Raw genomic sequence first — 12,468 nt, 5'->3', positions numbered from 1 at the left:
TGTAGGGGAGAGTCAAACAAGTGTACGGAAGGGCGGGGCTAGGGACAAATCCCGCTCGAAAGCGATACCATCAGAGCAGGGATTCGCCGGAGCCATGAACATGAGCGAGATACTACTGCTTCACGAACCGCTCATCCGCCTTGGCATTTTCCTGCTGGTGCTCGCGGCGATGGCGCTGTGGGAATTCCGCGCCGTGCGCCGTGAGCAGCGGATACGGCGCTGGCAGCGCTGGCCCGGCAACCTGTCGATCCTGGTGCTGGATACGCTGGCCGTGCGTCTGCTCTTTCCCCTGGCGGCGGTAGGGGCTGCCCTGGTGGCCGCCGAGCACGGCTGGGGGCTGTTCCATCTGCTCTCGGCGCCGCTGTGGCTGGCGTTGCCGCTCTCGGTGCTGCTGCTGGACGCAGCAATTTATTTCCAGCATCGACTGTTCCATGCCGTGCCCTGGCTGTGGCGCCTGCACCGTATGCACCACGCGGATCTCGAGTTCGACGTGACCACCGGCCTGCGATTCCATCCGCTGGAGATCCTTATCTCAATGGGCATCAAGATCGCCGCGGTAATGCTATTGGGGGCGCCGGCCGTGGCGGTGCTGCTCTTCGAGGTCCTGCTCAATGCCACTTCCATGTTCAATCACGGCAACGTGCGCCTGCCCGAGCGGGTCGACCGCCGGCTGCGCCTCATCGTGGTGACCCCGGACATGCATCGAGTTCATCACTCCATCGTGCGCCACGAAACCGACAGCAACTTCGGCTTCAACCTGCCCTGGTGGGACCGGCTGTTCGGTACCTACCGCGACCAGCCCGGCGCCGGGCACCTCGGCATGACGCTCGGCATCGAAGCGTTCCGCGACCCCCGCGAGCTTAGGCTGGACCGCATGCTGATCCAGCCCCTGCTGAATCCCAAGCCGTCTGCCGTACAGAGCGGAGGGCCGGAGCCGCAGGGTTAGTCTTTTATACGGCGATACGCCTCCACCAGCGTCGCCGGGTCGTGCTCGGCGTGGCCATGATTGACATGAGCGCGCATCAACTGAGCCGCAAGACCGCTCATAGGCGTGGCGCTACCGGCCCGCTGGCTCTGGGCCAGTGCCAGGTCGAGATCCTTGAGCAGGGTACGCAGGTGCCAGGCCGGGCTGTCGAACTTGCTCGCCGCCATGCGCGGAGTGAGGATCTGGAACGGCTTGGAATCGGCGAAGCCACCGGCCAGCGCTTCGGTCAGGCGGCTGGCGTCTACACCGCTGGCCTCGGCCAGGGCCACCATCTCGGCGATCGCCGCCGCCTGGCAGCCGACGATCATCTGATTGCATACCTTGGTGACCTGACCGGCTCCCACCGGGCCCATGTGGGTCACCCGCGCCGAGAGCGGGGCGAGCAGGGGTCGTACGGCTGCGACGTCCGCCTCCGCACCGCCGCACATGACCGCCAGACTGCCGGCCTCGGCCCCCGCCACGCCACCGGAGACCGGTGCATCCACCCAGCGCATGCCGCACTCTTCTTCCAACCGCTCGGCAAAAGCGCGTGTTGCCGTCGGGTCGCTGCTGGAGAGATCGACCAGGCGCTGCCCCCTGCGGCCATGCGCCGCCACGCCGCCTTCTCCGAATACCACCTCTTCCACCACGGCGGTGTTGGCCAGGCACAGCATCACCACCTCCACGCCCGCCACCAACTCGCCGATGGAGCCGGCGAGCGTAGCGCCGGCCTCGTGCAGGGGCTCGGCCTTGGCCGCGGTGCGGTTCCATACCGTGACGGCAAAGCCGGCTTCCAGCAGGCGACGCGTCATGGGGTCGCCCATCAGACCGATGCCGATGAAGCCGAGGCGGGGCTGTGTCATGTCGTCTCTCCAGAATGAGGCAGGGAAGCGGACCCCTAGCATGCGCGATGGAAGTATTTTCCATCAAGAAGGGGGGCTACATATCGTAGCGCAAAGTTCAGTGAATCGATCCGTGCCGGGCTACGCTTCAAGGCAGTCATTGAAATGGAGCCGATCATGAGTGATGCAAAAAACACACGGGTCACGGTGATCCCATGCCTGCGTTACCGAAATGCGCCAGCGGCCATTGAATGGCTCTGCCAGGCTTTCGGCTTCGAGAAGCAGTTCGTTGCTGCCAACGAGGATGGCAGTATTGCCCATGCTCAACTGACATTCGGCAACGGGATGATCATGTTGGGATCGGCCACGGACAGCGAATTCGGGCATCTGATGAAACAGCCGGATGAAATCGGTGGCGCCGAGACGCAGTGTGCCTATCTCATCGTTTCGGACGCCGATGCCATCTATACCAGAGCCAAAGCAGCCGGTGCCCAGATCGCCATCGAAATCAAGGACGAGGATTACGGCGGGCGGGGTTTCAGCTGCCGCGACCCGGAGGGCCATTTATGGAACTTCGGCACCTACGACCCTTGGTAAGGCCCGATAAGGCAGTTCAGGAGACATGAAAGTGCCAATGAGGCCCGGGCGCCTCTTTTCAGGCGCCCGGGTGAAGCGAAGGCTCGGCTGAAGGCTTGACGTTTAGCCTGTCATTCTACCGCTGAGCTGGTCGCGCAGGCGGTCGACCATGCCGACGCCGGCGCCCACGGTCTTGTGGAACAGCTCGGCGTGGGGCGCACTGGGGTGGGGGCGGGTCGGTGCCAGTTGCTTGGCTTTTTCCACCTCCCTGCCTAGTTCGACAAGGTCTTCGCCGGGGATGCGCTCGCGCATCTTGGGAAACTGGTCGGCTTCCTCGTCCTTGGCGTGGTGGCGTAGCAGGTCGTCCAGCTTGTGCACGCGATCCATGAAGGCCGGCTCGGCGGCATCGGCATCTTCCAGCTGCTTCATTACCTGCACGATCTCGTCGTGTTCCTCCCTGTCGTGCTCGGCTTCCTCTTTCCCGCCTGGAATACGCTTCTCCATGGCCGGGTAGACATACATCTCCTCGGCAACGGAGTGACGCATCACCTCGGCAATTAGCGTATCGGTCAGGTCACGGCGCTGTACGGAATCAGGCGAGCGCTGGATCTGGTCGAGCAGATCCTCCATTTCGCGATGATCGATAGTGAGAATGTCGACGACATCCTGGGCGGACGTGGTAGTGTTCTGCACGGTCATGAGACTCCCTCCATTGAGTCGTTGTGCCCTTTGCTAGGGGCCATCTCAACATAGTCGCAAGCGCCGGCATCAGCCAAACCTGGCGAAGCCTCTCGCTGCCCGCTTATGCTGGGCCAATCCGATTGGAGCGGTGCACTTGCCGGTGCGCCGGCAAACGAGGAGGTAGCCATGCGACTCAGGGTGCTGTCGGACCTGCATCTGGAACATTTCGATGAAGGACGCGAGTTGCCGGACGTGGCGGCGGACGTCGTCATTCTTGCCGGTGACATCCACCGCCATGCGGAGGGGCTTGCCTGGGCCGCGGCGCGTTTCGCCGGGCTGCCGATCCTCTACGTGCCGGGCAACCACGAGTTCTATGGCAGCTGCATGCCGTTGCTGCGTCAGGCGCTGGCCGCGGAGGCCGAGCGGCTGGGCATTCATCTGCTCGACAACCGTTCACTCACGCTGGGTGGCGTGCGCTTCCATGGCACCACCCTTTGGACCGACTTCGCGCTTTATGCCGATGACCCGGGCTTTGACCCGGCGCTGTCCGAAGAGAAGGCGCGCTGGTTGATGCCGGATTTCAGCATCATCGAACAGCCGGAAGGGGAGAGGTTCAGTCCGGCCGAAAGCCAGCGGTTGCATACTGAAGCCCTGGCTTGGCTGGCGGTGGAGCTGGCCATGCCCTGCGACGGGCCTCGGGTGGTGATCAGCCATCACGCGCCGTTGGCGGATTGCATTCCGTCGCGCTACCGGGGCGATGCGTTGTCGCCGGCTTTTGCCTCGCATCTGCCGGCCATGATGGGACGCATGGATCTGTGGATTCACGGTCATGTGCACGAGCCGGTGGATAGCGAAGTCAATGGCACGCGGGTGCTGGCCAACCCGGGTGGTTACCCCGGGGAGTTCGAGCCGCCCCTATTCGTGCCGGATCTGATCGTCGAAGTTTGACATCAGCGGCGGCCATGCCGCCGCCACAGGCTTAGTATTGCTACCAGCACCAGCCAGGCGTAGATCGCGGCCATCACATCGTCAAGCGCGATGCTGAGCCCGCCGCCAATCGCTTCGATATGATCGATGGGGGGCGGTTTGGTGGCATCGAACAGGCGAAACAGGATGAAAGCCAGTGCCATGACCCAGGGCTGGCGGGCGACGGAGAGCCCCAGCAGGGCTATCGGGAAGGCCATGAATTCGTCGGCAACGATCTGGGGTGCATCGCCGCTGCCCAGGGCCAGTGAGGCCACATGGCAGATCGGCACGGCCACGATCAGTAGAAACGTCATGATGCCGAGCTGCGAGCCACGAGTGAAACCCGACATCCACCAGGCCAGCGGTATCCCCAGCAGTGAGCCGAAGGTGCCGGGCGACCAGGGCAACCAGCCCAGCCCGAAGCCGGTGGCAAAGAGAAGTACTGCATCGTCCATGGTCATTGGCGGTCGGTCTCATCCTTGTCATGCAAGCGGGTCAATATACCAATTTTGCTGAATCGCTGGCATAAAGGAGTTGCGTACCGAGCGGTACGTGCGGTACGTGGCTTGGCCGTGCGGCCCCAGCCCGATCGTCCTCACCCTGGCGAGAGCGAAATTCACCCAGCCGAAGGCGGGTGCAGCCATTTTTCCTGGGCGACATGGTCAGGAGGAAGGTTGGCTCGATGCCGCCTGCTGAGCAGGGGGTCGCCAGGAGTTTTCTCGGGAGCTGCTGTAGGTCTGAGCGACGAGGCAAGTTCGTCGAATACGGCATTGGCTAATTTTGCATTGCGTTATAATGCAGCAAGACAGCTCTTGGTGAGCTTCGGTGGTGCAGCAAGGAGTGAGCTGGCGGCATATGGCATAAAGCCTGCGTAGCTATTTTTCTTTCAGGCCTATGTTTTGTAAGAAATTTTGTAATTGTTGGCGCAGTAATCGCATTGTGTTTGTTAGCTAACCGATCAACGCTGCAGGAAGGTCGGCTTCACCTTCCTCGGCAACGTCGCCAACGGTTAAGGACCAGGGCGATGTACCGATGTGAGCTGGCGTGCTCCACCTGACCCCCTTCGGGGGGTCTTTTTTATTTTTGGCTAGGGTGAGCGCTTGGCAACTTTGCCGCAACCCGACCTTGGTCGTGTGCAAAAAAGCGTACGCACAGAAAAAGCTGCCAGGGCACACCCTGACAGCCTATAGAGGCTAGTCGTTCTTCGAAGCTTCCTGCTTCGTGCCTCGATCCGTGAGGTGGAACGGCAGCCAGCGCTTAGCGGCCCTGGTTCTTACCACCCTTGCGGCCGGCTTCTGAAGCCTTTTGCGGGTCGTTAGCAAAGTTGCCACCGCTGTGCTGACCGCCTTTCTGGCCGGCTTCGGAGGCGCGCTGCGGGTCGTTGGCGAAGTTGCCACCGCTGTGCTGGCCGCCTTTTTGGCCGGCTTCGGAGGCGCGCTGCGGGTCGTTGGCGAAGTTGCCACCGCTTTGCTGGCCGCCCTTGTGGCCGGCTTCGGAGGCGCGCTGCGGGTCGTTGGCGAAGTTGCCACCGCTTTGCTGGCCGCCCTTGTGGCCGGCTTCGGAAGCGCGTTGTGGATCATTGGCAAAGTTGCCACCGCTGTGCTGACCACCTTTCTGGCCGGCCTGAGAGGCTTTTTGCGGATCGTTGGCAAAGTTACCCGGATTCTGGTTGCGCTGTGCCATGTCAGATCTCCTTCCTAAGTTTGCCTGTGCATCACAGGCGAGATCGTACGTCCATTTACCGGCTTTCCGGCACTGCTGGCGTCTGCCATCACGCTTAAACGTAGGAACGGCTAACCGGTGCATCAAGGCAAGTCGGGTTTCGCAATGCAAAGAAAAGTTTGCATGTCTAACGAAAGATTGCTCACAGCGGCAATTCACTTTACGCAGCGCCATTTTATTGTCGAAGAGCGGTGTGAAGCGATGAAGTGCCGGCTTTTGAGCTAGGGTATCGACAGATATCCAGCGGGAGGCGAGGGAAGCGCCACGGCTCGGCGTACATCCGCCAGCAGACTTACCTCGATCCGCACCCCTAAGAGCTGAGCTTACGAAATACTATTTGGACAGGGCTGAATTGATAGGGGCCGGGCGAGATCATGCCTCTGCCCGGTGGCGGTCGAACTGTAGCTCCGCCAGGTGGCGATAGAGCGGGCTCTGTTCGAGGAGTTCGGCGTGACGGCCAGCGGCGACGAGTTCCCCCTCGTCGAACACCAGCAGGCGGTCGGCCGCGATGACAGTCGCCAGCCGGTGGGCGATCACCAGACTGGTGCGTCCGGTCATCAGCCTGTCCAGCGCCTGTTGCACCAGGCGTTCGCTCTCGGCGTCCAACGCGCTGGTGGCTTCGTCGAGCAGCAGCACGCGGGGATTCTTGAGCAGCGCGCGGGCAATTGCCAGGCGCTGGCGCTGGCCGCCGGAGAGCTGCACGCCGCCCGGACCGAGCTGAGTATCGAAGCCGTAGGGCAGGGCATCCACGAAACCCAGTGCGTTGGCATCAAGCGCGGCGCTGCGAAGCTCGTCGAGGCTGGCGTCGGGTTTGCCATAACGCAGATTGTCGGCCACCGAGCCGGTGAACAGCACCGGCTCCTGGGCGACCAGGCCCATGGCGGTGCGCAGTTCGCGTGGGTCCAGCGCACGCAGATCGATCCCGTCGAGAGTCACGCGACCCCGGTCGGGGTCGTGGAAGCGCAACAATAGCCCGAGCAAGGTGCTCTTGCCGGCCCCGGAAGGCCCCACCAGGGCGATGCGCTCGCCGGGTCGAATCCACAGGTCGAGGGAATCGAGCGCCGGTATCGTGCGACCCGGGTAAGCAAAGCTCACATTTTCCAGGCGGATCTCGCCGCGCAGCGGCTGGGGCAGGGGCGTCGGCTGCGCCGGTGGGTGAATGCCCGGCTCGGCGTCGAGCAGTTCGAGCAAGCGTTCGGCTGCGCCGGCGGCCCGCTGCACGTCGCCGGCGACCTCGGCCAGGGTCGCCACCGCCCCGGCGGCCAGCACGGCATAGAAGACAAAGGCGGAAAGCTCGCCCGCGCTCATCTCGCCGGCCAGCACCGCCTGGCCGCCTTGCCACAGCATCAGGCCCACCGCGGCGAACACCGCCAGCATGGCTGCTCCGGTGAGCCAGGCGCGCTGGCGGGTGCGCACCACGGCAGTGGCGAAGGCCTGTTCGACGCGCTTGCCGTAGTCATGGCGGTCGATGGCTTCGTGGGTGAAAGCCTGCACGGTGCGGATTCCATCAAGGGTCTCGCTGGCGTAGCGGCCAAGTTCTGCCACCCGGTCCTGGCTGTAGCGAGAGAGACGGCGCACACGGCGGCCGAACCACAGGATCGGTAGCACCGTGACGGGAATGCCGATCAGCACCAGTGCCGAGAGCCAGGGTTGAGTAACCAGCATCAGTGCCACCGCGCCCAGCAGCATCACCAGGTTGCGCAGAGCCAGCGAGATCGACGAGCCGAACAGGGTCTGCAGCACGCTGGTATCGGTGGTCAGCCTTGAGGCGATCTCGGCAGGGCCGCGGTCGCGGTGGGCCGCACTCTCGAAGAAGGCCGGCTCAAGGTCGAGCAGGTGGTCGTATACTTGTCGGCGCAGGTCGGCGGCCAGCCGCTCGCCGATCCAGCTCACCTGGTAGTAGCGCAGTGCGGAAGCCCCGGCCAGCACGCTGACCACACCGAGCATGGCGGCCAGCGTCTGGTTGAGGCGGGTGCTGTCCTCAGCAAGAAAGCCCTGGTCGATCACCAGACGCAGCCCCTGACCCAGCAGCAGAACGCTGGTGGAGGCCAGCAGCAGCGCCAGGGCAGCGATGGCCAGCCGGGTACGATAGGGCGCCAGCAACGCAATCAGGCGCAGCAGGATGCGGGGGTCGGGGCGAGAGGTCATGGTGGGTACGTCGCTCGTGGCAGGCATGCAGACACGATACCAGTGGCCTGGGATCGCCAAAAGCGACGAGGCGCCAGCGGCGGCTCGTCGCAAGGTCGAGACCTGTGCGCCTCGTCGTGACGTTTAGGCCAGCAGTCGGCTCCAACTGCCGTACTCGCCGCGGATCGCTCCCCGCCGCAGGCTCAGTGCGATCACCGTCACGCCGCAGGCCAGGCTATTGGCGGTCGCCAGCAGGTCGGCGCTATGCAGGAAGGGAACGAAAAACAGCATGGTGCCCAGCGGGATCAGTAACCAGCGTATGGGGCGGGCCGATTCGGCCATGGCGATCACGCCTACAGTGATGATCAGCGCACCGATCAGGTGATCCCAATTGGCCAAGGTGTCTTCGGCACCGAAGGTCACCCTCGTGAACATCAGCCAGGCGCCGATCAGGATACACAGGGCCAGGTTCCAGGGCAGGTTCACGCCGGTGGAGAGCGCGTCGCCGATGATGGTAGTGGGCTTGCGCTGGAAATCCTCGTCCACCGATTCGTTGGGTCCTTCGTCAGTGTCGCCGGTGAAGAAGATCTTGAGCACTGGAGCACCGGCCTTGTGGCGCCGCTTGAGGAACTCGCCGGTGGCGACGAACTCGTTGAAGGCGTAGGCGATCTGCAACAGCATCGCGCCGGCCTGGATCAGGCACAGGGTGCACCAGGTGCCGATCAGGATCGGCTGGATGATGATGAAGGTCACCGAGACCACGCCCAGCGGCACGATCAGCACACCGAACGAGGCGACGATCCAGGGCATGGTGCGCCAGCGATTGGCCGCACCGATGAAGCCGAGCAGGATCTCCAGCATGTAGACGATGCCGCCCAATCCGGCATCGGGTACCGGCCACGCCTCGGAGGCCTCGGAGGTGATGATGTCCTCGGTGCCGTTGAGTCCACTGTGGGTACCGTCGAAGAACGGGTCCCATACGGCATCGATATGGCCGAGCTGGTAGGCGGCGAGATAGCGCGAGACAAAGAAACCGACGAAGGCCAGAACGATAATCGGCATGCGCTGGAACCAGCTCGAGGGGTTGTTGTTCCAGCCGGGCGGCGTGGTGGGGCCGGTCATCGCCGCGGCGGGCGATATTCCCGGCGCTGGTCGCACCATCGCGGCAAAGCCGATGGCAAGAGTGCCGACGATGGTGCCGTTGAGGTAGGCGGCGGCACTCTCGCTCCAGAACACCAGCGGGGCGAACAGCACCCACAGCCCGATTGCGGCGCATGCCCAACGCGCCCAGCTTAGCTTCAACGACAGAGAAAGGGCACCGAACAGTGCCAGCAATAGGCCCGAGGCCATATCGCTCACGGCCATGCCGCCGCCATAGCCGAGCGTGGCGGGGGAGACTACCAGCCAGGCGCCCAGGGCGATGTTGAAGAAGTGCGCCCACAGGAAGCGGTAGTGCTCACGCTGGGCGTGGGCCTGATAGTCTTCGAGCACCCGCTCCGGATTGACGCCCTTCTCCTCAGCCTCCTCGATCCAGTCGGGCGGGGTGATGCCGTTGGCCTGGTACCAGTCGTAGGGATCGGCGAGCAGGTTGTCGACCATAGCCTCGAGCGTGTCGAAGACCTCATGGTGCGGCTCCCAACCCAATTGCTCCCGAGCACGGCGGATATCGAGTTCGTAGTGGTCGTCGGCCATGTCGATCATGAACGGCCGGATGAAGGGTTTCTCACCCTTGTCGAAATCGTCCGGTACCAGCGGTTCGCTTTTCTCCTCGAGTAATGCGCCGGTCTTGGCCAGTGGCTTAGGCATTACTACTGTCTTCCATGTCTTCTTGCCGTGGATCAGCTCACCGAGACGGTTCTGCAGCGCCTCGTAGCTGACGACGTGTTCCTCGCCGATGAGAATTTTGTTGCGCTCGGGCAGCTCGCGACGGCGGTCGATGGTGCGGCGGAAGGCATCGATCATGTCTTCCTTGTGCACGCAGGCCTGGCCGGCGTTGGTGTTGCCAGAATAGAAGTGGCTCTTGAAAGTATGCTCGTAGATTCGCGCGATCTGGTGTGAAAGGGTGGGCACGCTGGTCTTCTCGTCGTACATGCCGGCGAGCCGCAGCAGGGTATAGGGCATGCTGGCATGCTCCCTTATCACTTCTTCAGTGCGCGCCTTGGACCGCGGATAGGCCCAGGTGGGGCCAATAGGGGTCTCTTCGCTGACCCGATGGCCTGGCACCTGCGGTTCGTGCACCAGCATGGTGCTGGAGTAGACGAAGCGCTCGACGTTCATGCCTTCGAGGGCGTCCAGCAGGTTTCTGGTGCCTTGCTCGTTGACCTTCTCGTAGAGTGGCGACTCCTCGCCGGTAAAATCGAAGTAGGCGGCCAGATGCACCACTGCGGCGATGTCGCGGCCGTTTCGCTCGACGATCTTGTCCATTGCCTCACGGATGGAGGCGACGTCGGTCAGGTCGAATTCGTAGCTTTCGTCTGCCTCTTCCGCTTCACTCCGGTCCAGGGCGATGATCCGGTAGTCGTCCTTGAGGCTATGGGTCAGGGCGGTCCCCACACCTCCTGAGGCTCCGGTGATGATGACCAGCGGTTTCCTTCGGGTTGCCACTTCCTTGTCCTGCATGGCCAGGGTTCCCTCCTCGCTGCTGCATTGAAGCGCCTTCGCGCTACTGCACATTCAAGCTAGTCGGGTTTGAGCCGTCACGGCAAACGCGACTTGTCGCCTCGCGCGTTTCTCAGTACAAGAAAGAGAAGTATGCGCTGGTCGTTATGGCTGCTTGTCGTATCGTCAGGAAGGGGAAAAGGAGTTTCTTGCTCATGAAGAGTGTCGTTGCCATTCGCCACGTTGCCTTCGAGGATCTCGGCATTTTCGAACCGATCCTCGAGGAGTTCGGCTATCGGATTCGCTACCTCGACCCGGGGCTGCTGGGGCCGGATGCCCTCGAGGCGCTGGACGTCGACAGCCCCGAGCTGATGGTGGTGCTTGGCGCACCCATCGGAGCCAACGACGATGCGCTCTATCCTTTCTTGTCCGCGGAGCTGGACGCCATTCGCCATCGTCTCGATTCGGGACGTCCGCTGCTCGGCATCTGCCTCGGTGCCCAAATGATTGCCCGAGCGATGGGCGGCAGGGTGTTTCGCATGCCGCAGAAGGAGATTGGCTTCGCCGATGTCTCGTTGACCCGCGACGGCCAGGAAGGGCCGCTGCGCCATGTCGGTAACCCAGACGTCGTGCTGCACTGGCATGGCGATATGTTCGAGACCCCGCCCGGCGCCACGCGCCTGGCGTACAGCCACACCTGCTCCCACCAGGCCTTTGCCGTGGGCGGGCAGGTGCTTGGTCTGCAGTTTCACCTCGAGGTGGACCCCGCCAGGATTGAACCTTGGCTGATCGGGCACGCCGCCGAGCTGGCAACGGCAGAAATCGATCCGGTAGCGCTGCGCGAGCAGGCCGTGCGCTACGGCCCTGGGCTCAAGCAGCGTGGGCAGCAGGTCCTGCGCGAGTGGCTGGCGGCGACGGAAGCGGCTCACGGCATCGAGTAGCAACCACTCCATGAAATGGCGCTGGGGTCAGCCCTGGCGTTTCTTCAACTGCTCCTTCAATTGCTTGGGCACCTGCTTGATGATCAGGCGATCCTGGCTCTCGTCGTACTCGATACTGGAACCGAGCAGATGGGAGTCGAAGCTGATCGACATGCCGCCGGCGCGCCCGGTGAAGCGGCGGAACTGCCGCAGGGTGCGCTTGTCGGGAGGAATCTCGGGGGAGAGGCCGTAGTCGGCGTTGCGAATATGGTCGTAAAAGGCCTTGGGCTGCTGCTCGTCGAGTAGCTCGGAGAGTTCCTCCAGGGTGATCGGTTCGCCGCGGCCGGCCTGCTCGTTGGCGTAGTCGATCAGCGCTTCGGTCTTCTCCCGGCTCTGCTCCTCGGGCATGTCCTCCTGCTCCACATAGTCGCTGAAGGCCTTGAGCAGCGCGCGGGTCTCGCCGGTGGCGTCGATGCCCTCGGTGGCGCCGAGCGCGCTGGCCAGATCCTCGGAGAGCTTCTTGCCCCCGCGGTCGTGAATCCACGAGAGGTAGTGCCGGGAAGCGGCGCCGTCGCGCCACTGGGTCAGGTTGATGCGCAGACCCAGGCTCATGCGCGCCAGATTGAGCTGTGTGGCGGGTACGACTTGCAGCGAGTCGGTGACACCGAACCCTTCGCGCTGATGCAGCAGCGCCAGGGTGAAATAGTGCGTCTCACCCTGGTGGTAATCGATGCACAGTAGGTGGCCCGAGACCGAGAGGTGGGCATCGACCACGGGCAGCAGCCGCTCGGCGGTCTCGCGGGTGAAGCCAGTGAAATCGCGCTTGCCGTCGAGATAGTCGGCCAGGAGGATGGCGAGACCGGCAGGCACCTCGGCCTGGTCGTCGATTGCAGTCACGAAGTGTCCCCAGGCCTTGGTCTTGGCATGGTAGGCATCGTGGAAGCGCGAAAGCAGTTCCTCTAGCAGTGCCGTGGTCGTCAGCTCCGCGGTAGCCGGCCTCAGGCTGGCGGGCTGGTCGCTTCCCGCCTTGTCGATGTCGTGAACGATGCAATGCTGTATCGGCATGCCCTGG

11 protein-coding genes are annotated in these 12,468 nt (G+C 63.3%); 4 read left to right on the top strand and 7 right to left on the bottom strand.

Going from position 1 to position 12,468, the window contains the following annotated elements:
* Window positions 1-100 precede the first annotated feature (100 nt).
* The gene (locus tag HOP51_RS07655) at window positions 101-946 is read left to right on the top strand and encodes a sterol desaturase family protein (protein ID WP_234273353.1); all 846 of its coding nucleotides are present in this window, start codon (window positions 101-103) and stop codon (window positions 944-946) included.
* Here the strand turns inward: HOP51_RS07655 and HOP51_RS07650 are convergent.
* Window positions 943-1,827 (bottom strand): NAD(P)-dependent oxidoreductase, encoded by an 885-nt coding sequence (locus HOP51_RS07650; protein WP_234273352.1) that lies wholly within the window; start codon window positions 1,825-1,827, stop codon window positions 943-945. The genes HOP51_RS07655 and HOP51_RS07650 overlap by 4 nt on opposite strands.
* 156 nt (window positions 1,828-1,983) lie before the next feature.
* Here HOP51_RS07650 and HOP51_RS07645 point away from each other — a divergent pair, with 156 nt between their 5' ends.
* Complete coding sequence (locus tag HOP51_RS07645) at window positions 1,984-2,403, top strand: VOC family protein (protein ID WP_234273351.1); 420 nt, start codon at window positions 1,984-1,986, stop codon at window positions 2,401-2,403.
* Window positions 2,404-2,505: 102 nt separating this feature from the next.
* Here HOP51_RS07645 and HOP51_RS07640 read toward each other — a convergent pair whose 3' ends face one another.
* Window positions 2,506-3,081 carry a hemerythrin domain-containing protein gene (locus HOP51_RS07640; RefSeq protein ID WP_234273350.1) on the bottom strand — a complete coding sequence of 192 codons (576 nt, stop codon included), beginning with the start codon at window positions 3,079-3,081 and terminating at the stop codon, window positions 2,506-2,508.
* 168 nt (window positions 3,082-3,249) lie between these two features.
* On the opposite strand from HOP51_RS07640, the gene HOP51_RS07635 reads away from it, so the two are divergent.
* On the top strand, window positions 3,250-4,011 hold the full coding sequence (locus HOP51_RS07635; protein WP_234273349.1) for a metallophosphoesterase: 762 nt from the start codon (window positions 3,250-3,252) through the stop codon (window positions 4,009-4,011).
* Between the two features lie 2 nt (window positions 4,012-4,013).
* On the opposite strand, the gene HOP51_RS07630 is transcribed toward HOP51_RS07635, so the two are convergent.
* The 4 genes from HOP51_RS07630 to HOP51_RS07615 all read right to left on the bottom strand — a co-directional run bounded on the left by HOP51_RS07630 (window position 4,014) and on the right by HOP51_RS07615 (window position 10,497).
* The gene (locus tag HOP51_RS07630) at window positions 4,014-4,490 is read right to left on the bottom strand and encodes a phosphatidylglycerophosphatase A family protein (RefSeq protein ID WP_234273348.1); all 477 of its coding nucleotides are present in this window, start codon (window positions 4,488-4,490) and stop codon (window positions 4,014-4,016) included.
* 796 nt (window positions 4,491-5,286) lie between these two features.
* Window positions 5,287-5,712: a con-10 family general stress protein gene (locus HOP51_RS07625; protein WP_234273347.1), complete on the bottom strand. Its 426-nt coding sequence runs from the start codon at window positions 5,710-5,712 to the stop codon at window positions 5,287-5,289.
* Between the two features lie 411 nt (window positions 5,713-6,123).
* On the bottom strand, window positions 6,124-7,899 hold the full coding sequence (locus HOP51_RS07620) for an ABC transporter transmembrane domain-containing protein (protein ID WP_234273561.1): 1,776 nt from the start codon (window positions 7,897-7,899) through the stop codon (window positions 6,124-6,126).
* A 123-nt stretch (window positions 7,900-8,022) separates the two neighbouring features.
* Complete coding sequence (locus HOP51_RS07615; protein WP_234273346.1) at window positions 8,023-10,497, bottom strand: NAD-dependent epimerase/dehydratase family protein; 2,475 nt, start codon at window positions 10,495-10,497, stop codon at window positions 8,023-8,025.
* 194 nt (window positions 10,498-10,691) lie between these two features.
* Between HOP51_RS07615 and HOP51_RS07610 the strand changes: the two genes are divergently transcribed.
* Window positions 10,692-11,417 (top strand): glutamine amidotransferase, encoded by a 726-nt coding sequence (locus tag HOP51_RS07610; RefSeq protein WP_234273345.1) that lies wholly within the window; start codon window positions 10,692-10,694, stop codon window positions 11,415-11,417.
* A gap of 27 nt (window positions 11,418-11,444) precedes the next feature.
* Here HOP51_RS07610 and yejK read toward each other — a convergent pair whose 3' ends face one another.
* Window positions 11,445-12,461, bottom strand: coding sequence for a nucleoid-associated protein YejK (gene yejK, locus HOP51_RS07605; protein WP_234273344.1), 1,017 nt, complete (start codon window positions 12,459-12,461; stop codon window positions 11,445-11,447).
* Window positions 12,462-12,468: the final 7 nt, after the last annotated feature.

The sequence above is a fragment of the Billgrantia zhangzhouensis genome (genome assembly GCF_021404465.1).
Classification (GTDB): Bacteria; Pseudomonadota; Gammaproteobacteria; order Pseudomonadales; family Halomonadaceae; genus Halomonas; species Halomonas zhangzhouensis.
Note: the sequence above shows the minus strand (reverse complement) of the source record. Positions and strands in the feature narration are given on the sequence as shown.

Coding starts and splice junctions, on each gene's coding strand:
- HOP51_RS07655 (WP_234273353.1), top strand. CDS start 101: ATGAGCGAGATACTACTGCTTCACGAACCGCTCATCCGCCTTGGCATT.
- HOP51_RS07650 (WP_234273352.1), bottom strand. CDS start 1,827: ATGACACAGCCCCGCCTCGGCTTCATCGGCATCGGTCTGATGGGCGAC.
- HOP51_RS07645 (WP_234273351.1), top strand. CDS start 1,984: ATGAGTGATGCAAAAAACACACGGGTCACGGTGATCCCATGCCTGCGT.
- HOP51_RS07640 (WP_234273350.1), bottom strand. CDS start 3,081: ATGACCGTGCAGAACACTACCACGTCCGCCCAGGATGTCGTCGACATT.
- HOP51_RS07635 (WP_234273349.1), top strand. CDS start 3,250: ATGCGACTCAGGGTGCTGTCGGACCTGCATCTGGAACATTTCGATGAA.
- HOP51_RS07630 (WP_234273348.1), bottom strand. CDS start 4,490: ATGACCATGGACGATGCAGTACTTCTCTTTGCCACCGGCTTCGGGCTG.
- HOP51_RS07625 (WP_234273347.1), bottom strand. CDS start 5,712: ATGGCACAGCGCAACCAGAATCCGGGTAACTTTGCCAACGATCCGCAA.
- HOP51_RS07620 (WP_234273561.1), bottom strand. CDS start 7,899: ATGACCTCTCGCCCCGACCCCCGCATCCTGCTGCGCCTGATTGCGTTG.
- HOP51_RS07615 (WP_234273346.1), bottom strand. CDS start 10,497: ATGCAGGACAAGGAAGTGGCAACCCGAAGGAAACCGCTGGTCATCATC.
- HOP51_RS07610 (WP_234273345.1), top strand. CDS start 10,692: ATGAAGAGTGTCGTTGCCATTCGCCACGTTGCCTTCGAGGATCTCGGC.
- yejK (WP_234273344.1), bottom strand. CDS start 12,461: ATGCCGATACAGCATTGCATCGTTCACGACATCGACAAGGCGGGAAGC.